General features: G+C 48.6%; 14 protein-coding genes and 1 pseudogene. 11 read left to right on the top strand and 4 right to left on the bottom strand.

The window, feature by feature from the left end; all coding sequences use genetic code 11:
- The first annotated feature begins 118 nt into the window (after positions 1-118).
- The 3 genes and pseudogenes from aptA to ACXX82_RS08180 all read left to right on the top strand — a co-directional run bounded on the left by aptA (position 119) and on the right by ACXX82_RS08180 (position 3,501).
- Positions 119-1,438 carry an omega-aminotransferase AptA gene (aptA, locus tag ACXX82_RS08190; RefSeq protein WP_458562737.1) on the top strand — a complete coding sequence of 440 codons (1,320 nt, stop codon included), beginning with the start codon at positions 119-121 and terminating at the stop codon, positions 1,436-1,438.
- Positions 1,439-1,744: 306 nt separating this feature from the next.
- Positions 1,745-1,954, top strand: a pseudogene (locus ACXX82_RS08185) (Zn-dependent hydrolase); the annotation flags it as partial.
- Between the two features lie 50 nt (positions 1,955-2,004).
- A complete protein-coding gene (locus tag ACXX82_RS08180; protein ID WP_322233517.1) occupies positions 2,005-3,501 on the top strand; it encodes a M81 family metallopeptidase in 1,497 nt (498 codons plus the stop codon).
- A 151-nt stretch (positions 3,502-3,652) separates the two neighbouring features.
- On the opposite strand, the gene ACXX82_RS08175 is transcribed toward ACXX82_RS08180, so the two are convergent.
- Both ACXX82_RS08175 and kbl read right to left on the bottom strand, forming a co-directional pair.
- Positions 3,653-4,600, bottom strand: a complete 948-nt coding sequence (locus ACXX82_RS08175) for an NAD-dependent epimerase/dehydratase family protein (RefSeq protein WP_322233515.1) — start codon at positions 4,598-4,600, stop codon at positions 3,653-3,655.
- Positions 4,601-4,613: 13 nt separating this feature from the next.
- Positions 4,614-5,822, bottom strand: coding sequence for a glycine C-acetyltransferase (kbl, locus tag ACXX82_RS08170; protein WP_322233513.1), 1,209 nt, complete (start codon positions 5,820-5,822; stop codon positions 4,614-4,616).
- Between the two features lie 395 nt (positions 5,823-6,217).
- Here kbl and ACXX82_RS08165 point away from each other — a divergent pair, with 395 nt between their 5' ends.
- The 8 genes from ACXX82_RS08165 (at position 6,218) to ACXX82_RS08130 (ending at position 14,361) form a co-directional block, all read left to right on the top strand.
- Positions 6,218-6,793: a helix-turn-helix domain-containing protein gene (locus ACXX82_RS08165; RefSeq protein WP_322233511.1), complete on the top strand. Its 576-nt coding sequence runs from the start codon at positions 6,218-6,220 to the stop codon at positions 6,791-6,793.
- 329 nt (positions 6,794-7,122) lie between these two features.
- Positions 7,123-8,247 carry a recombinase RecA gene (recA, locus tag ACXX82_RS08160; RefSeq protein ID WP_322233509.1) on the top strand — a complete coding sequence of 375 codons (1,125 nt, stop codon included), beginning with the start codon at positions 7,123-7,125 and terminating at the stop codon, positions 8,245-8,247.
- A 281-nt stretch (positions 8,248-8,528) separates the two neighbouring features.
- Positions 8,529-9,020 (top strand): recombination regulator RecX, encoded by a 492-nt coding sequence (recX, locus tag ACXX82_RS08155; protein WP_458562736.1) that lies wholly within the window; start codon positions 8,529-8,531, stop codon positions 9,018-9,020.
- Positions 9,021-9,390: 370 nt separating this feature from the next.
- Positions 9,391-10,023: a DUF2889 domain-containing protein gene (locus ACXX82_RS08150; protein WP_322233505.1), complete on the top strand. Its 633-nt coding sequence runs from the start codon at positions 9,391-9,393 to the stop codon at positions 10,021-10,023.
- Between the two features lie 70 nt (positions 10,024-10,093).
- Entirely contained in the window at positions 10,094-11,284 is a 1,191-nt protein-coding gene (gene sucC / locus ACXX82_RS08145) for an ADP-forming succinate--CoA ligase subunit beta (RefSeq protein ID WP_322240246.1), read from the top strand.
- A gap of 96 nt (positions 11,285-11,380) precedes the next feature.
- Positions 11,381-12,262, top strand: coding sequence for a succinate--CoA ligase subunit alpha (gene sucD, locus ACXX82_RS08140; protein ID WP_205323055.1), 882 nt, complete (start codon positions 11,381-11,383; stop codon positions 12,260-12,262).
- A gap of 444 nt (positions 12,263-12,706) precedes the next feature.
- Complete coding sequence (locus tag ACXX82_RS08135; protein ID WP_322233501.1) at positions 12,707-13,531, top strand: Stp1/IreP family PP2C-type Ser/Thr phosphatase; 825 nt, start codon at positions 12,707-12,709, stop codon at positions 13,529-13,531.
- Positions 13,532-13,719: 188 nt separating this feature from the next.
- Entirely contained in the window at positions 13,720-14,361 is a 642-nt protein-coding gene (locus ACXX82_RS08130) for an FHA domain-containing protein (RefSeq protein ID WP_322233499.1), read from the top strand.
- A gap of 279 nt (positions 14,362-14,640) precedes the next feature.
- On the opposite strand, the gene ychF is transcribed toward ACXX82_RS08130, so the two are convergent.
- Together ychF and ACXX82_RS08120 are read right to left on the bottom strand one after the other, a co-directional pair.
- Positions 14,641-15,732, bottom strand: coding sequence for a redox-regulated ATPase YchF (gene ychF, locus ACXX82_RS08125; protein ID WP_322233497.1), 1,092 nt, complete (start codon positions 15,730-15,732; stop codon positions 14,641-14,643).
- A gap of 620 nt (positions 15,733-16,352) precedes the next feature.
- Positions 16,353-18,158 carry an autotransporter domain-containing protein gene (locus tag ACXX82_RS08120; RefSeq protein WP_458563972.1) on the bottom strand — a complete coding sequence of 602 codons (1,806 nt, stop codon included), beginning with the start codon at positions 18,156-18,158 and terminating at the stop codon, positions 16,353-16,355.
- Between the last annotated feature and the right edge of the window lie 1,187 nt (positions 18,159-19,345).

Raw genomic sequence — 19,345 nt, 5'->3', positions numbered from 1 at the left:
TTGTCCGAGCAATACAGTTTTTCAACTAAAGCAAAAGTGTATCTAACAATACTGGGCGTGTCCCGTAATAATCAGTTATTAATATGAATGATTAACAATCCTACCTAAGGTACGCGCAATGACAACTAACACCAGCCATGCTGATATGTCTGCTTTCTGGATGCCTTTCACTGCAAATCGCGACTTTAAAGAAGCGCCACGCCTGCTGGAATCGGCATCCGGTGTGTACTATAAAGATGTGAAAGGGCGCAAGATTTTGGACGGCACTGCCGGTTTGTGGTGTGTCCCGCTGGGACACGCGCAGCCAAAAATTGTCAAAGCGGTACAGGACATGGTTGCCAAACTGGACTTTGGGCCTACATTTCAGATGGGGCATCCGTCCGCTTTTGAGTTGGCCGACCGTTTGAAGCAATACACTAATAACCGCTACAGCAAAGTGTTCTTCACCAATTCCGGCTCCGAATCGGTTGATACTGCGTTGAAAATGGCAATTGCCTATCACCGTGCGCGTGGTGACGGTACGCGCACTCGCTTGATCGGCCGCGAGCGTGGCTATCACGGCGTTGGCTTCGGTGGTATCTCGGTCGGCGGCATTTCAGGTAATCGCAAATCCTTCGGGTCGCTGTTAGTGGGTGTCGACCATATGCCGCACACTCATAATCTTGAACAAAATGCTTACACCAAAGGAGAGCCGGAATGGGGCGGTCATCTGGCGGACGATCTTGAACGCATTGTGGCTTTGCATGACGCCTCAAATATCGCCGCCGTTATTGTTGAGCCGGTGGCTGGATCAACCGGCATTTTGGTCCCGCCAAAAGGCTATCTGAAACGCTTGCGTGAAATATGTACCAAGCACGGCATCCTGCTTATATTTGATGAGGTGATCACTGGTTTTGGTCGTCTAACGACGCCATTTGCGTTTGATTACTTTGGCGTTGAACCGGATCTGGTGACGACAGCAAAAGGTTTGACCAATGGCGTGGTACCGATGGGCGCAGTATTTGTAAAGCAACATATTTACGATGCGTTCATGGACGGCCCGACTGGAATCGAACTGTTCCATGGTTACACCTATTCTGGTCATCCGCTGGCCTGTGCCGCCGGACTGGCGTCTTTGGATATCTTTGAAAACGATGGCATTCTGGATCACGCAAAGAGCATCGCCAGCTATTGGGAAGATGCAGTGCATTCGTTGAAAGGCCTTCCGCACGTTGTTGACATCCGAACCATTGGTTTGATCGCAGGGATCGAACTCACCTCGATTGTGGGCAAGCCCGGCGCGCGCGCTTTTGATGCTTTCAAACAGGCGTTTGATGATGGCATTCTAATTCGCACCACAGGCGACATCATCGCGTTATCGCCACCGTTAGTATTCGAAAAAACGCATATCGATGAACTGATCGGCAAACTATCCGGTATTTTAAAAACCTTGGATTGAGCCAAAAATAAGAACTGGGTTTGCACCAAGTTATGCCGACGTTTTTAATGCCACGCTCGGCAAACCAGTTGCACAAGTCGTTCTCGGTATCGCGTAGGAAGTCGTTGCAGCGATTGCTGCAGTCAGCACTACGTTTTTTCATGTCGCCGATAGCAGTCATGCAACCTCGGCCGAATACCGCTAGTTGGGGTGTCAAGTTTGCATTTCAGAAAATGAAGTAATCTGGAATGCGAAAAAATAATTACGCAAAATAATGGCATGAGTAATCTCATGCCATTATTTTTTATCGGCTTCGCTGAGGATTTTCTTGGATACGCGAAGATGGACGTGGTATTCGGTGCCGGTCACAATGCGATTTATACTGCTCGCGTTGCGTCGTCCGGAATGATTTTTGTGCCGTGCAAAGATGGCGTCAGCCACAATGAAATCGAGGATGCTAAATCAGAACATCTGAAAGCGGGTGCGAACGTCTTGCTGCACGCCATATTAAACAGCGCAATTCGTATCGCTGATTAATTAAGAATAGGCTGAATTAATCTGGTAATGAATTTTTGAGGAATAAGAAAATGCTATTGAAAATCGTTGTCGCGCGACTGAATCACGAGACGAATACGTTTTCTCCTATCACTACGCCGCTGGATGCTTTCGCGCCGCAATGGGATGAGGCGGCCTATCGTGATCAGAAAGGGGCACGTACCGCCATGGGTGCATTTCTGGATATTGCGGACGGGTTGGGCGCTACGATAGTGACACCAATCGCGGCCATGGCCAATCCAAGCGCGGCCGTCGCTGCAGATGCTTACACGCTGATGAATGACGCTATCTTGCGGGCCATCAGCGTGGGTTGCGATGCGATCATGCTGGATCTTCACGGCGCGATGGTAGCGGAAAACGCTGAAGATGGTGAAGGTTCGCTACTCCAAAAAATACGCGAGATAGCGCCTGATACCCCTCTGTGCGTCGCCCTTGATCTGCATGGCAACATTACACAAAAAATAATAGATAACGCGGATATTATTGTCAGCTTCAAGACCTATCCACACATCGACATGTACGAAGCTGGCGAGCATGCCGGTCGTTTGCTGGTTGATATGTTGCAACAAAAAAGTCATCCGGTAGTCGGGTGGTGTCAGTTGCCATTGCTGTCGGCCTCACTGACTAGCGACACATCGACCAGCGCGATGCAGCGTGCAGTGCAAGCCGCGATCGCTGCGGAATCTGAAACGGGTGTCTTGGCGGTATCGATCTTCGCCGGTTTTCCGTTGTCGGATTTCCGCGATGCAGGGATGTCGGTAGTAGTGGTGACCGAAAACGATGTGGTTCTTGCCAATCAGGTAGCAGAAAAAATTGCCCGTTCGATGTGGTGCGAGCGTGATGGTTTTGTGTATGACAGCAAGCCCTTAAAGCAGTCGCTGGCGAACGCAAAAGAGATGGCCGCAGGTGACGGTGCCGGACCAGTGTTATTGCTTGATCATAGCGATAATGTCATGTCTGGCGGCACGTGCAACACGCTCGATGTGCTTGAAGTCGCCATGGCCGAAGGTCTTACAGACATCGGTGTCGGACCAATCAGTGATCCAGAAGCGGTCTCAAAATTGGTCGCTGCGGGTATCGGCGCGACCGTCACCGTTACGCTAGGCAACAAGGTCGCCCTCACCAAACAAGGCATTACTAAAACACCGCTAACCTTGACTGGCCAAGTGTTAGCGATAACGGATGGACAATTTTCGGTAACCGGTCCTATCTATACTGGTTCCACCATACAAATGGGGAAAAGTGTCCTGTTCGATATTGGCGTGGCACAAATCGTTGTGACCGAAGAGCGGGTGGAACCTTACGACCTTGGCGTCTTTACTAGTATGGGCCTTGATCCAGTTAAAAAAACGTTCTTGTTGCTGAAATCGCGTATGTATTGTCGTCCGGTATTCGGACCGATTAGTAAAGGCTTGGAGGAGTGCGACTCCGATACTGGCGGTCCGACCAGTTCGAATTTTGCGTTATTTCCCATCAAGAATGTACGCCGCCCGATTTATCCGCTGGATATGGATACGCGTTGGCAGTGAACGCACTACATGGTGCAAAAGTCCTGAAGAGTGCCGAGTCAATGCTAGAAGAGTGATAAAGACAGTGACGGATGTCGGTAAAGCGAAGTAGCGGCTTACTGAAAGGCGCATTCATCAATTCGCTTCATCGTCCCGGTTAATGCATCATTCACTATTTTGCGTGAATATTTTCTAGCATATCCCGCACCATTTGATCCAGACCAATTTCGGCATGCCAGTTCCAGTCGGTGCGTGCTTGCGTATCGTCCAGACTCTGCGGCCAACTGTCGGCGATATCTTGTCGATCATCCGGTTGATAAACGATCTCGAACTGCGGCAACTGTTGCCTGATGGCTTGCGCTAACTGCGCTGGGTTGAAGCTCAATCCAGCCACATTATAGGCCGACCGTATCCGCACTTGCGCTGCTGGTGCCTCCATCAGTTCGATAGTAGCCCGAATGGCATCGGGCATATAAATCATCGGCAAGGTGGTTTCCGGATAAAGAAAACATTGATATTGTTCAGCACGTTTGGCAGCATGAAAAATAGCGATTGCATAGTCAGTCGTGCCCCCGCCGGGAGGCGATTTGAAGCTGATGATACCCGGATAGCGGATGCTGCGGACATCAATATCGAACTTGCTGAAATAGTACTCGCACAGTCTTTCACCGGCTTGTTTACTGATGCCGTAAATGGTGGTTGGGTCCATGATCGTCATTTGCGGCGTATTGATGGCTGGCGTATTTGGCCCAAATGCGGCGATTGAGGATGGCCAAAATATCCGTAAAGGTTTACCGACCTGATTGCGTTCCCGCGCCAGTTCTAAAATGTTGAGTAAGCCATTGATATTTAATGTCCATGCTTTCAACGGTGCTTGCTCGCCGGTGACCGATAACATCGCGGCCAATTGGTAGACCTGTGTAATCTCATAACGGTTGATTACTTCTGCAAGCAGATTGCTATTGAGTACGTCGAGACGCTCGTAGCAAGCCGCGCCATACGAACTGGAAGGGCTGATATCGGCCGCGATGATATTGGCGGCACCATGTTTTTCTACGAGCGCATCCACTAACTCGCTGCCAATTTGACCGTTAGCACCAATGACCAGAATCTTTTCCATTTTGTTTTCCGTCTTAATGTTTCAAGAGGCCGAGCTCATGGCCGACTTGCGCAAATGCTGCTAATGCCAGATCGAGTTGTTGCGTGCTGTGGGCGGCCGACATTTGTACGCGCACCCGCGCCTGGCCCATTGGTACGACCGGATAGAAAAAGCCGGTAACCAGAATGCCCAATGCATACAAGCGTTGCGCAAATTGTTGGGCTATCGGCGCATCGAATAGCATCACCGGCACAATCGGATGCGTACCCGGTTTGATGGTGAAGCCCAACTGAGTGATTTCGCGCCGGAAATGCTCCGTGTTTGCCTGCAAACGATCACGTAACTCGGTCGAGTTTGAAAGCATATTTAATACCGTCAACGAGGTCCCTGCTATGGATGGTGCCAACGTGTTGGAAAACAAATAGGGGCGAGATTTTTGCCGCAATGTTTCAATCACTTCACGCCGTGCAGCGGTAAAACCACCCATTGCACCGCCGAGTGCTTTACCGAGCGTTCCGGTGATGATATCTATCCGACCCATCACATGATGATGCTCGTGCGTACCGCGTCCGGTCGAACCCATGAAGCCCGACGCGTGGCATTCATCGATCATCACCAGTGCGCCGTATTTGTCAGCCAGATCGCAGATTTTGTCGAGCTGTGCAATCGTGCCATCCATCGAAAATACACCGTCAGTGACAATGACCTTATGACGCTTGTCGCCAGCCGCCTGCAACTGAATTTCGAGATCGGTCATGTCGTTATGGGTGTACCGAAAACGCGCGGCCTTGCACAGACGAATGCCATCAATGATTGATGCGTGATTCAGTGTGTCGGAGATGATCGCGTCTTGCTCGTCAAATAATGGCTCGAACAAGCCGCCGTTGGCATCAAATGCCGCCGCGTACAAGATCGTGTCTTCCATCCCGAGGAATCTAGACAAGGCTTGCTCCAATTGCTTGTGCACGGTTTGCGTGCCGCAAATAAAGCGTACCGAGGATAAACCGTAACCATATTGCTTGGTGGCATCAATCGACGCCTGAACCAATTTTTCTTCGCCGGAGAGGCCGAGATAATTGTTCGCACAAAGATTGATTAGAGTGCGGCCGTCGTCACAGACAACTTCGGCGCCCTGACGCGAATTGATAACGCGTTCCGGCTTATAAAGTCCTTGCTCGCGCAGAGCGTTCAGGTTGGTGTCGAGACTGGCGAAGAAGCTTGCTTTTGAGGATGTCGGCGTCATTTCAATTCCTTGTCGTTTTTTATGCAGACGGTTTTAATACCCACGGTTTTAATGTTCACTATCTATCTTAAAACTTGTACGGCGATCGTGTGCATTTTCGTATTGTGAGCGGTTGCCCAAGGCCAAATGACGGCCCCATTTATCGTTTTGAGTCTTATGTCTTTTGTCAATTTTGTAACCATAAATGTGGCTGTAAAATCCGGTAGCGGAACGCTTTAGCAAACGGCGTCGGCCTACGCTTAACACCTAGTGGGGTATTGGGACCTATTTGATCTATTATCGACTGTTGCATCTGTTACTATGAAGTTCAATATAAAGATATGAATCCACTATATCGAACAAATATTCAATATAGTGGATATTAACGACTGCCATTAAACATAGCAAGTAAATTTATGCATTCACCTATTGCTCACAACACACCACCCGAAGTCGGCGCGACGCTTCAACGGCTACGGCTTAAGCGCGGTCTGACGCTTGACGATTTGTCGCGTGCGGCCGGCGTGTCTAAATCCATGCTGTCGCAAATTGAACGTGAAAAAGCGAATCCGACCATAGCGGTGACATGGCGATTGGCCAACGCTTTAGGTATTGGTATAGAAGAATTGCTCGCTACCGAAACGTCGGAACGGGAAGCTATTCACATCATGGAACCGCACGAAACGCCTACTTTGCCTGGTCTTCACGCTGGTTACGTCCTGCGCATTCTCGGGCCGATGGAATTGGCCGGCAAATATGAATGGTACGAATTGACGTTGGCACCGGAAGGGGCATTAGTTTCCACACCGCACGATCCTGGCACGATGGAGCATTTAACGTTGTTGAATGGTGGTGTCGAGGTCGTCGTGGATGGCGTGAAGAAAAAGCTGAAAATTGGTGGCACTGCACGCTACCCCGCCGACAAAAATCATGTGATACGTAACACAGGAAAAACCGAGGCGAGAGCTCTATTGGTAGTGATTCACCGATAAATCCAGAGGGCTTACGCAAATCGCCTAAGCGGCGTTTTGCTCTCCTGGCCGCGTTTTGCTTTCCTTGCCGCTGCTAGCCCCGGTACTGGCGTACTGTCTGCGTCGGCAGGGTTGGCAAGCCCGTTGCTAGGACGGTTAGTTTGTATCCTCTTGCATCAAGATTTCAACCAAAATTCCACACGGGTTTACAATGCGGGTAAAGAAAGTGGTTGCAGCTGGTTTGCAACATTATCTAACTTTAAGTTTACAACGCTTGCAATTCGCACTGTTTTTTTATACAGTACTGTTTATTAATACAGTCTTACACCCCTTTTGCCGAAAGAAAATCCATGGACGATAAAAAATCCGCAGCAAATCCTGATAAAAGCAAGGCACTTGCCGCAGCATTGGCACAAATCGAAAAGCAATTCGGCAAGGGTTCGATCATGCGCATGGAAGATGGTGCCGTGGTCGAAGAGGTCCAGGTCGTTTCCACTGGTTCATTAGGTCTTGATATTGCGCTAGGCGTTGGCGGATTGCCGCGCGGTCGTGTGGTCGAAATCTATGGCCCTGAATCATCCGGTAAAACCACGCTGACCCTGCAAACCATTGCTGAAATGCAAAAGCTGGGCGGCACCTGTGCGTTTATTGATGCAGAACATGCGCTTGACGTCGGTTACGCTCAAAAGCTTGGGATCAATCTGGCAGACCTGCTGATTTCACAACCGGATACTGGTGAACAGGCGCTTGAAATTACCGATGCGCTGGTCCGTTCCGGCGGTGTAGATCTGATTGTTATCGATTCCGTTGCCGCATTGACGCCACGCGCCGAAATCGAAGGCGACATGGGCGATTCCTTGCCGGGCTTGCAAGCGCGTCTGATGTCACAAGCATTGCGTAAATTGACTGGCAGCATTAATCGCACGAATACACTGGTGATTTTTATTAACCAGATTCGGATGAAGATTGGTGTCATGTTTGGTAATCCGGAAACAACAACCGGCGGTAACGCACTGAAGTTTTACGCTTCGGTCCGCCTGGATATTCGTCGTACTGGCTCAATTAAATCAGGCGACGAAGTGATCGGTAACGAAACACGCGTAAAAGTTGTGAAGAACAAAATCGCACCACCGTTTAAGGAAGCGCATTTCGACATTCTGTACGGTACAGGTACTTCGCGTGAAGGCGAAATTCTGGATCTTGGATCGGATGCCAAAATCGTTGAAAAATCAGGTGCCTGGTACAGTTATAACGGCGAGCGTATTGGTCAAGGTAAAGACAACGCCCGTAACTACCTGAAAGAGCGCCCAGAACTGGCACGTGAAATCGAAAACAAAGTACGTGCATCACTAGGCGTACCATTACTAGAGGGCGCAGTGTCGACAGAAACCGACAAAGCCGCTGAGAAAGCAGCAAAAGCCGCTGAAAAAGCAGCAGCCAAAGAAGCTGCAGCGTTAGCCGCAAAAGTAGAGTAATCAAAGAAAAGTGAATCGGTCGGGTGGCGCATGGCTCCTCGTCCGATTTTTATTTTGTTCTTGATGAGTGCAAAATAAGTGTGATAAGTGTGATGAGTGTTAAGTGAGGTTATAGCTTTCTCCTGACTCCTTATGTGCTTTTAAGATTGCGTTTTAAACAAGGTTGCGACGCTGCAAACTTAATGTGCTGTCGTAAAAGCGAACCCAACGTTTTGTAACGTTTTGTTTTTGGGAAATATTTTTTAATAAGGCGGGCCGTGTTACCTGACCCGCATCCAGTAATGGCAAAACCAACAGTCAGTCTGAAGGGCAGGGCGCTTCGTTACTTATCGATGCGTGAGCATAGCCGTATCGAGTTAAAGCGTAAGTTATCGCGTTACGTCGAAGAGGGCGATGACATAGAGGTTTTGCTCGATTGGCTTGAGGAGTCTAAATTTTTATCTCAAGAACGCTTCTCCGAATCTCTTATTAATCGGCGCTCTGGACGTTATGGCAATAGCCGCATCGTGATGGAATTAAAAAGTCACGGTATCGCCGCCGATGCGATTAGTGCGGTTAAATCACAGCTTGCAGAAGGCGAATTTGCCCGCGCCCGCGAAGTGTGGGTGAGGAAATTTGGGCGTCAACCGCTTAATGCTATCGAACGCGGCAAACAGATGCGGTTTTTATTGCAGCGCGGATTTTCTCATCGGGCGGTGCAAGCTGCGATTAACAGCGTTGGTGATGACGATGCGTTCGAGCCCGTTGAATCTGATGAAGTTGGGATTGTTTAGGGCGGACATCAACATATTATTGCCACCGGTTCGGTCCTAATTTGGGCCTTAACCTAATTTGGTTCTTATGATGCCGAAGACGTCTGATGCGTCTAATAGAGTGGATTTTCGACGATCCTCGTACAATCCTTGTACATGCCTGTACATCCTCGCACATTCTTTCATATACGTGATTTAAAGAGCTTAAATCGCCCATACGCGGGCGGCCATGCAAATTTACCGTAACTAGGTCATACTGTGAGATTGTTGCAACGCACACAAACTCACCTATTCACTACATCTGTGCTACACTTTTGTGGTTTTTTGCAAACCGCAGGAGCGGCAGCTACTATAGAAACTGTAGTAGCGATAAGCAAAGCAGACCAAAAAAATGTCCCTATTACCTCCTACTTCTCGCAGGGCGCTGACACATACGCGCACCATACAAGTCGACGCGTTTATTCGTGACGATGGCTTATGGGAGTTGGACGCGCACATTACCGATATTAAAGCCAGTGATCTTGAGTTGCCGCACGGAATTTTGCCAGCCGGCGAGGCTGTGCACGATTTATGGCTGCGTTTAACGCTAGACAATCTCTACACCATTACCGAGGTCGCGGTGCATTCTGAGGCCATGCCTTATCCCGGACATTGCAATACCGTCTCCCCTGCCTACAATCAATTAGTTGGCCTGAATCTGTTAAAAGGATTTCGCTATACGTTGAAAGAGCGTGTCGGTGGTGCGCTGGCTTGCACTCATCTGACTGAGCTTGCTCAAATATTGCCGACTGTTGCGCTTCAAGCGTTTTCTGGTGAAACGAGTGTTGGCAGCACGGCACCTACACGGTTGAGTACAGGAGACAAAAAACCATTTCAGGTAGGAAGTTGCTACGCGCTGCGGAGGGATGGAGCGGTTGTCGCGCAATTTTATCCAAAGTGGGCGTCCGCGCGGCCAGAAATTCCTGAGACACAATCCAACATGCCAGTTAGTAAGCCCCCGGACATACAGTCCGAACCCCGTTAGTGTCGTTAATGATTTTGTTGTAATTTAATTCTTAGTGCATTTATCTAGTCCAACCAGCAAGTTAATTTAAATCAGCGTCAGAAGGGAAGCTCGCATGAAAATCCATGAGTATCAGGGCAAAGAAATTCTCCGTAAATTTGGGGTAACAACACCGCGCGGTATTCCGTGCCTGAGCGTCGATGAGGCAGTTAAAGCTGCTGAAACTCTCGGCGGTTCGGTATGGGTCGTGAAGGCACAAATTCATGCAGGTGGTCGCGGTAAAGGCGGCGGCGTGAAAGTGGCTAAATCGCTTGAACAAGTTCGCGAATACGCTAATGAAATCCTGGGCATGCAGCTGATCACGCATCAAACTGGCCCAGAAGGTCAAAAAGTGCGTCGTTTGTTGATCGAAGAGGGCGCAGACATCAAGCAAGAACTATACGTCAGTATGGTAACTGACCGTGTTAGTCAACGCGTGGTGCTGATGGCATCGAGCGAAGGCGGCATGGACATTGAAGAAGTTGCTGAAAGTCATCCGGAAAAAATTCATCAGGTCGTCATTGATCCATCGACAGGACTCACTGACGCAGAAGCGGACAGTATTTCCGCAAAAATCGGCGTACCAGCGGGTTCTATTGCTGACGCTCGGGTACAACTGCAAGGTCTATACAAAGCTTATTGGGATACCGATTGCTCATTGGCCGAAATCAACCCGCTGATCGTCACTGGCTCTGGCAAAATTATTGCTTTGGACGCGAAGTTTAACTTTGATCCTAACGCTTTGTATCGCCAACCTGAAATCGTTGCTTATCGCGATCTGGACGAAGAAGACCCAGCAGAAGTCGAAGCATCGAAATTTGATCTGGCATACATCTCACTCGACGGTAACATCGGTTGCCTGGTAAATGGCGCTGGTCTGGCGATGGCCACGATGGACACGATCAAATTGTTCGGCGGCGAGCCAGCGAACTTCCTTGATGTAGGCGGTGGTGCTACAGCAGAAAAAGTGACTGAAGCATTTAAGATCATGCTGAAGAATCCAAGTTTGAAGGCAATTCTGGTCAATATTTTCGGCGGTATCATGCGTTGTGACGTGATCGCTGAAGGCGTGATCGCTGCATCGAAGGCGGTTTCATTGAGCGTGCCACTTGTCGTGCGCATGAAGGGTACCAACGAAGAAATCGGCAAAAAATTGCTGGCGGAATCGGGCTTGCCTATCATTGCTGCCGACAGCATGGAAGAAGCGGCGCAGAAAGTTGTTGCTGCAGCTAACGGTCAATAATCGCATTGGTTTTAGCGATCTGAGAATTTAGCGACGATCAATTTGCACTTACGTTGACGAATTGATTCACGCTCAAAAATAAGGCAAGGAACAAACATGTCGATCCTGATTAACAAAGATACAAAAGTCGTCACCCAAGGTATCACTGGCAAAACCGGTCAATACCACACGCGCGGTTGCCGTGATTATGCAAATGGCAAAGAAGCTTTTGTCGCTGGCGTGAACCCTAAAAGAGCCGGTGAAGATTTCGAAGGCATTCCTATTTTCGCTAACGTCGCAGAAGCCAAGGCCGCTACCGGCGCTAACGTTTCAGTGATTTATGTGCCGCCAGCAGGCGCGGCAGCAGCGATTTGGGAAGCGGTTGAAGCAGAACTGGATCTGGCGATCTGTATCACGGAAGGTATTCCTGTCCGCGATATGCTGGCATTGAAAGACCGTATGGCTAAATCCGGTAGCAAGACTTTGCTTCTAGGACCAAATTGCCCAGGTCTGATCACGCCGGACGAAATCAAAATTGGTATCATGCCAGGCCATATTCACAAGCGAGGCCGTATCGGTGTGGTATCGCGTTCGGGTACATTGACGTATGAAGCAGTCGGTCAGTTGACCGCGCTGGGTCTGGGTCAATCATCGGCAGTTGGTATCGGCGGCGATCCAATCAACGGCCTGAAACATATCGATATCATGAAGATGTTCAATGACGATCCTGATACCGATGCGGTCATCATGATCGGTGAAATCGGCGGTCCTGATGAGGCTAATGCAGCTTACTGGATCAAAGACAACATGAAAAAGCCGGTCGTTAACTTTATCGCTGGCGTTACAGCGCCTCCGGGCAAACGTATGGGTCATGCCGGTGCGTTGATTTCTGGCGGTGCTGATACAGCACAAGCAAAACTCGACATCATGGAAGCTTGCGGTATCAAAACCACTAAGAATCCGTCTGAGATGGCGCGTTTGTTGATGGCGATGTTGTAATCCGGCTACTTGCCTGATTGTAATTGAATGAATAAAAAGGAGCTTCGGCTCCTTTTTTGTGGTCAGTCGTTAACCGTCTAGTGCTGATTTTGTTATGTCGGCTATTTTCTACGCTACCGAAAATCGCAAGTTTTATGTTGCTTCCCTCAGCAATGACATGGCTACGAGGCTTTTTCAGAGTGGGCCTTCGAGGACTTTGGATGGATGAGATGCCAGACGATTTCGTTATCTACATGGACTGCGATGATTCACTACACAATAGATAAGTTAAGATTTCTCTTGGGAGTTAAGGTGTTTGAACGGCTTCGCCAAACAACCATGTACGTCATCAAGAAATATCTAGTTTTTCGCCTTTTTTTATGTTGCTGTCGTTCTATTAACCAACGAAAATACATTTAGATCAGCATTTGCCTGATATCTATACTCTTTTGATCGCTACTGAAAATGTCCATTCCTTTACGATTTGATTTTTTTGCCAAGACCGATGTTGGCATGGTGCGACCAGAAAATGAGGATGCTATTGCGATAAGCGAGGTTTTGCAACTGGCTATTTTGGCGGATGGGATGGGCGGCTATAACGCGGGCGAAGTGGCAAGTGGCATCGCCACGGTGACAATTCAGCATGCGGTAGAGCGGCATCAACGTGAAAACCAATATAGTCATCCAGATGATCAACCAGCGGTTAGGCGTCTGTGTTTAATTCAGGCTGTTCGAAAGGCCAACAGCACAATTATCGAGACTGCCCGCCAACATCCTGAATATCGCGGAATGGGGACGACGGTGGTGCTGGCGTGGTTTCAGGGTGATTGCGTAAGCATTGCACATGTTGGTGATTCACGCGCCTATGTGTTGCGCAATGGCGAGTTGGCGCAATTAACGCGAGATCATTCTCTGGTACAAGAGCAAATTTCTGCAGGGCTTTTAACGCAAGAACAAGCAGCATTCGCCATGAATCGTAATGTGATTACGCGCGCAGTAGGTGTAGAGCATCAACTGGTAGTCGACGTGCAAGAGCAAGCGGTGGAGGTCGGCGATCTTTTTTTGTTGTGTTCTGACGGCTTATCAGACCGCCTTTCACCACTGCAAATTAAAAACATTATCAACGCCACAAGCGATGATTCGAAAGCAGCATGTGAACTCCTGATAAAAGCCGCTAATGAAGGCGGTGGGCAAGATAATATTTCTGTAGTGTTAATAAAAGTTGTTAATAATGATGCCCAGAATGACTCCCAATGCAGTGCCGCAGAGCAATTAAAGCCGAGTCATTAACACCTATGGATACCCATTGTGATTCACTCACAAAGCGCTGGGACCCGAGCGCTCATAATTGCACTTGTAGCATCAACGTTTTTAATTTTCTCAACAGGGAAAAACGAGTAGAAATTGATATCAATCCTGAGAAAATGTATTTAAAATAATATTTCTCCAGTTGTCCACATAAAACGAGAGAGATAGGAATGGCGAAGATTGTATTAACCGAAGGGGACAATGTCGTTCAGGAAATGGTCCTCCATAAGGAGCGCACTACCATCGGTCGGCGCCCTCACAATGACCTGGTGATCGACAGCCCCGCTGTTAGCGGTGAACATGCTGTCATCATCACTATCTATAATGATTCGTTTTTGGAAGACCTGAGCAGCACTAACGGCACGCAAGTCAACGGGCATGCCGTTACAAAACATTTTTTACAGCACAACGACGTCATACAGATGGCGAAGTACAAACTGGTGTATCTCGTCGACGCGGTTGAGGATATCAGCGAGGACCACCATCTGAAGATGTTTCCGTCGCTGCGTCCTGATGCGATCGTTACCGTGATTGACGGCCCCGGTGCTGGCAAGAAACTGGCGTTGGTGAAAGTACTGACGACAATTGGCCGTCCTGGTGTTCAAGTTGCCATTGTGGCGCGTAGAGCGCACGGTTATGAGCTAACGCACGTTGAGGGAAATACCTACACGCGTGTCAACGGTGCACCGCTGAAGGTGGGGGCATGGTCGCTATCAGATGGGGATGTAATTGATATTGCAGGAATGACTATGCAGTTTTCCTGGAAACCTCGGAATGGATATCAAAAAATCAATACTACCGGTAAGCGGTGATTAACTGATCGCGACGCTTAATGCTGCGCGCTCCAGAGATACCCGGACCAAAGCGTCATAAAGCCATAGATATTAATTGACCAAACGTTAAAAAACCTGAAACGCATGGCGTCTTTAGCGGATAACGATTTGGTTTTCTTATTTTTGGGCTGACGAAGGGAGAATGACTTTGCATTCGGTCAGGATGTCCTTACCGAACAAATGAGTAAGTAGCATCTCTTGAGGCAAATGAATCGCCAGCCATTTTTTGGTTGGCGATTCAGATTCAGAGATTAGATGCTAAACGTTAAACAAGAAGTTCAAAACGTCGCCATCTTTCACTACATACTCTTTACCTTCAGCGCGCATCTTGCCAGCTTCCTTAGCGCCAGCCTCACCCTTATACGTAATGAAATCATCGTAAGCGATTGTTTGTGCGCGAATGAAACCGCGTTCGAAGTCAGTATGAATAACGCCTGCTGCTTGGGGCCCGGTATCACCGACGTGGATGGTCCAGGCGCGGACTTCTTTCACGCCCGCAGTGAAATAGGTTTGCAGACCGAGCAACTTAAATGCAGCACGAATCAGACGATCCAGACCCGGCTCTTCCATGCCCATGTCTGCCAGAAACTCGTGTTTGTCGGCTTCATCGAGGTCTGAAATTTCAGATTCAATTGATGCGCAAATTGGTACCATCGGTGCGTTTTGCGACGCGGCGTACGCGGTTAATTGATCGAGCAATGGATTGTTTGTGAAGCCGGTATCTGAAACATTGGCAACATACATCGCGGGCTTTGCCGTAATCAAACAAAGTGGCTTGATCAGCGCCATTTCTTCTTCATCAAGGCCACAAGCGCGTACTGGCTTGGCCTGGTTCAATTCCGGCATCAAACGTTCTAATACTGCGACTAGCTTGGCTGCATCCTTGTCGCCGGATCGGGCCTTTTTGTTTTCGCGATGAATCGCTTTCTCGACCGTTCCCATGTCGGCTAGCGCTAATTCGGTCTGGATAACTTCGATATCGTCTAGCGGGCTGACTTTGCCAGCAACGTGGATGACATTGTCATCTTCAAAGCAGCGTACTACATTGACGATGGCGTCTGTTTCGCGGATATGGGCTAGAAACTGATTACCAAGGCCTTCGCCTTTGGAAGCGCCGGCTACCAGACCAGCGATGTCCACAAACTCAACCGTCGCAGGCAGAATCCGCTCTGGCTTGACAATTTCGGCTAGCGACGTCAAGCGCGGGTCTGGTACTTCCACCATGCCGACATTCGGTTCGATAGTGCAGAATGGATAATTTTCTGCTGGAATGCCTGCTTTAGTCAGTGCATTAAACAGGGTAGATTTGCCAACGTTAGGTAGGCCGACGATGCCGCACTTGAGACTCATGAAAATCTTTCTAGATCAATAGGTTACACAGGAACAGTTACAGATGAAGCGGTCCGGCGCAGTGTCAGGTTAAATGCGCGTCGGCGATTCGAAGTGCCAATAAGCCAGGACGCGTAACGAAGATTCACAACGAGGATTCACAACAGACTTGCAACAGTACCAACAAACTTGGGTGACGTTCACCAATTTTATCGAGACTTTGTTCAAAAAGATGCCTATTGTAACTCTCTCGGAAGGTCTTCTGCCAACGGCGCTGACCTAAAACGGCTGGATATCTGCGAGATCATGCTTTACATCGGTTTTGTGTGCAAATAGCGCGACTTTCACGCAACATAGGCGCGGTGTAAAGGTTTTCAGATGCATTTTGTCGGTGAACAGGTACGTTCGGCTGAATTGCTGTAAATAGTCTTGCGTGCGTTGCAATCAGAACCACCCGCACCTGGAGTAAAAATGCGTAGTCATGAGCGGACCATTTCTTGTCGATTCGGCGATGATGTGTCACTCACTATCATGAGCTTATATAAAGTTGTGATTTGCCGCGCCTGAATATCAGAAGTAGAAGAGGGTGCGCCGTTCCGGTGCTAGGGAACGGCGCTTGCTTTTTTATGTTTGATCAGAACTTAAAATATTTTAGCGACGCCGAGCTGGAATGTATTGGCTTTATTTCCACTCGCGAACTGACCGCTATAATTTGCAAAGGCAGTTGTATCGGCTGCCAGTTTGATGTTCGCACCCAGATCAAGATGGGTTGTGTTTGCCGCGCTTTGATACCCTGGCATCCCAAAACTGCCACCCATTCCGACCACATGCGCACGGACATCATCCGGCGTATTTTTCAATTCTCTGTCCCACGCTAGTTTGGCAAATGGTTGGATCGTAAAGCCCCACATAGTTTGATTGGAGGTTAATTGCAGCCCAACGCTGGATACTAGCGATGTACGTGTTTGCGCGTCAAAGTGCATGGCTGTGCTGTCGTTACCCAGTTCATCATATGCATCGACCTTTATCTGTTGCCAGGTCAAATTAACCAGAGGACTCAATACGGCGGCGCCTAGTGTGAAGTCATATTGAGCGCCTAAGCGCAGAAGTACTTGATCACCTGAAGTCTTACCGTTTTCGTTACGTAAAGCCTGACCCAGCAAGATACTTCGGGTGACATTGTTATAGTCGAGCAAACCGGCTAAGCCGATAGCATTGACAGCCCATGCGCCATCACGGTATTGGGTATAGGCTGAGATCATGGTTTGATCCAGCTTGAAGTGTCCGGTATTGCTGCCAAAATTTTCTTTATTTTGACCGTATCCAAACGCGGTTCCAATCATCCACTGCCGATTAATCGCGTAATCAATTCCCACTGTGGCACTCGTGGCGGAACCATCCAGGCCCTGCATATTATCGGTTCTGCTGTAGTTACGCTGGGTATTGCCAACTACCGCGTAGGCTTCTGGCTTGCCTACGTTTGCTGGTGCCAGGCCGAATAAACGCAAACGATTATCGATGGCGAGCGTTTGGGCTTGTGTGCCGACTAACGGCGCTGAAGCCAGCATACTAATCTGCGTTGGTGCTAACAATACCGACTGCGCATATTGGGCGAGGATTGCCTGCGCTGCGCCGCTGGGATGCACGCTATCGGCGAATAGGTAGGTCATATTTGCGTTCGGCTCTACTAAGGTAGCTGCCGTGCAAGTGCCAGAATCGGGTGTTGTACATGCCGCTGATATGACATTTTTAAAACCGTATAGCGTCGGATTGCGGATTACTTCATCCAGCAGACTGAAGACATCTAATGCAACAATATTGCCGCCTAACTTGTTCAGACTTTGATTCAAGGTTTGATTAAATGTGTAGGTCGAAGCCGTCCATAATTGCTGTAATCCGAGTTGAGCCGCCAGTGGCGTATTTCCGATATCGGGCAAATTCAATACCATTACTTTTCCTGCGCCAGCGTGTTGCAACGCGCCCACCAATCCTGCCACGTTAACGGCTTCACCCGCGACTAGTCCGACGATCGTTTGTGCGGTGGCTGCTTGCACCGCAGTATCTGGGTCTCCTAGTCCCGCCTGATTCAGGGTTGTATAGGCAAAAACGTCGTTGGAGCCCGCCCATACGGTGTAAAGGGCATTTTTATCCACTTTAGGGTGGCTGGCTAAATAACCATTCACCTGATCGGTGATAGAGGGAGTCAAGTATCCACTCGCCGGATCCAAAGAGGCCTGGCTTGTTTGCGCGCCGCCAACAGCGTAATTTGTTCCGCTCAACGGTACCACGCCATTCGGCGTCAGCACATAAGCTGGGTCGGCAGTCAGGCCATTTTTATGTGCCAGTAATTGCGTCCAGATCAAATCAGGATTGGTCGTAAAAGATGGCTGTTGACCGACACCGGTATAAAAGCCGCTATCCATTAAGGAATCGCCAAAAAAAACCATTTGTGAAAAATTCGAGGCAGACGCGACGGGCGCTATGCACAGGCCCATCCCAATACTGGCGCTGATAGCGAGAGTCCACCCAGTTCTGCGAGCTTGGCATTCCGGGCGCAGAGAAAGTAGTGTTGAAAAAAAAGAAGCGCGACGTGAGAGTGCAAACGGGAGCAGTGCCAAAGAAATTCTCCTAAGATAATTGATGTATTTTGTATCGGCAGTGATAGGGGCAATCCGTATTTTTTTTGGGTAGTTCGGACTACATTTCGATTGCTCTTGTTTTCCGGCTGAGACTGTAAGCAATCATCTATTTTTTTACCGAATACTTCTGAAAATAAAACAGGCGCAGAAAAAACATTATTTCCTCCTAATCTGGTGTTGCGCGCAGTGAGAACATCACTGTTCATTTAGGCACAACGGCCATTAATACAGTGTGAAGCGGCTAATGCGCTCGGCAAGTATGCATAACCATTTTCAAACAACGGTAGAAATGTTGTTATTTTTTCTATTTTGATTATCTCATCATGCCAAGAAAATACATTGATAATTCTACGAATCTCTACATTTCCTGATATTTGGATTGGTTGGCGAAGGTCGAATCGTGCCCCTTTTTTAGTTCGAAACTGTGGATATAGGTTTTTTGGGCTGTTGGACAATAAAAGTCCGTAGGACACGGGCATTGGACACCATTTTTATAGCAAAGGGCGAGCGGTGATGGAGGTTGGGGAGAAAACGCGCTTCGAACGAGAGTTGCTCGAAGCGCAGAACGTTAGAAGCGTCTTTATTCCATCCTGATAGCGTTAATTGTCATAAGCCTAGATGTGATTGCCCTAGCTTACGCATATTGGCTTCCTTATCTCAGCTAGAACATCGCATTCACTATGATGGCCTCACAAAAAGGAGGCTTCACAACGCATTAACGATAATGATGAGGTCTGTGGTGGTGTTGAGAGTAATGGTGATGGTGGCGCATCATTGGACGGTGATCTTGTGCTTGCGCGAACGGAATACATCCCAGGACAAGTGCCACAAGGCAAAGTAGCTTTTTCATTTTCACTCCTTCTAGTGGTTGAAGTGTTAACCGCATGGGCAGCGGTACGATATTAAAACGCTATCAAATTGAATTGGTTGACAATGTTTTTATATTAAATGCGTCTTAAAATGGGTCGATTAGCGTCCAAATGAAGCTGAATTTC

This window comes from Glaciimonas sp. GNP009, assembly GCF_054343755.1.
This window is presented reverse-complemented; position numbering and strand designations above follow the sequence as displayed.

Bases quoted from the DNA above. Each gene is read 5' to 3' on its own strand.
- ychF (WP_322233497.1), bottom strand. From the start codon at position 15,732: ATGAGTCTCAAGTGCGGCATCGTCGGCCTACCTAACGTTGGCAAATCT.
- ACXX82_RS08135 (WP_322233501.1), top strand. From the start codon at position 12,707: ATGTCCATTCCTTTACGATTTGATTTTTTTGCCAAGACCGATGTTGGC.
- ACXX82_RS08165 (WP_322233511.1), top strand. From the start codon at position 6,218: ATGCATTCACCTATTGCTCACAACACACCACCCGAAGTCGGCGCGACG.
- ACXX82_RS08180 (WP_322233517.1), top strand. From the start codon at position 2,005: ATGCTATTGAAAATCGTTGTCGCGCGACTGAATCACGAGACGAATACG.
- kbl (WP_322233513.1), bottom strand. From the start codon at position 5,822: ATGACGCCGACATCCTCAAAAGCAAGCTTCTTCGCCAGTCTCGACACC.
- ACXX82_RS08120 (WP_458563972.1), bottom strand. From the start codon at position 18,158: ATGGTTTTTTTTGGCGATTCCTTAATGGATAGCGGCTTTTATACCGGT.
- aptA (WP_458562737.1), top strand. From the start codon at position 119: ATGACAACTAACACCAGCCATGCTGATATGTCTGCTTTCTGGATGCCT.
- ACXX82_RS08150 (WP_322233505.1), top strand. From the start codon at position 9,391: ATGTCCCTATTACCTCCTACTTCTCGCAGGGCGCTGACACATACGCGC.
- sucD (WP_205323055.1), top strand. From the start codon at position 11,381: ATGTCGATCCTGATTAACAAAGATACAAAAGTCGTCACCCAAGGTATC.
- ACXX82_RS08130 (WP_322233499.1), top strand. From the start codon at position 13,720: ATGGCGAAGATTGTATTAACCGAAGGGGACAATGTCGTTCAGGAAATG.
- recA (WP_322233509.1), top strand. From the start codon at position 7,123: ATGGACGATAAAAAATCCGCAGCAAATCCTGATAAAAGCAAGGCACTT.
- recX (WP_458562736.1), top strand. From the start codon at position 8,529: ATGGCAAAACCAACAGTCAGTCTGAAGGGCAGGGCGCTTCGTTACTTA.
- ACXX82_RS08175 (WP_322233515.1), bottom strand. From the start codon at position 4,600: ATGGAAAAGATTCTGGTCATTGGTGCTAACGGTCAAATTGGCAGCGAG.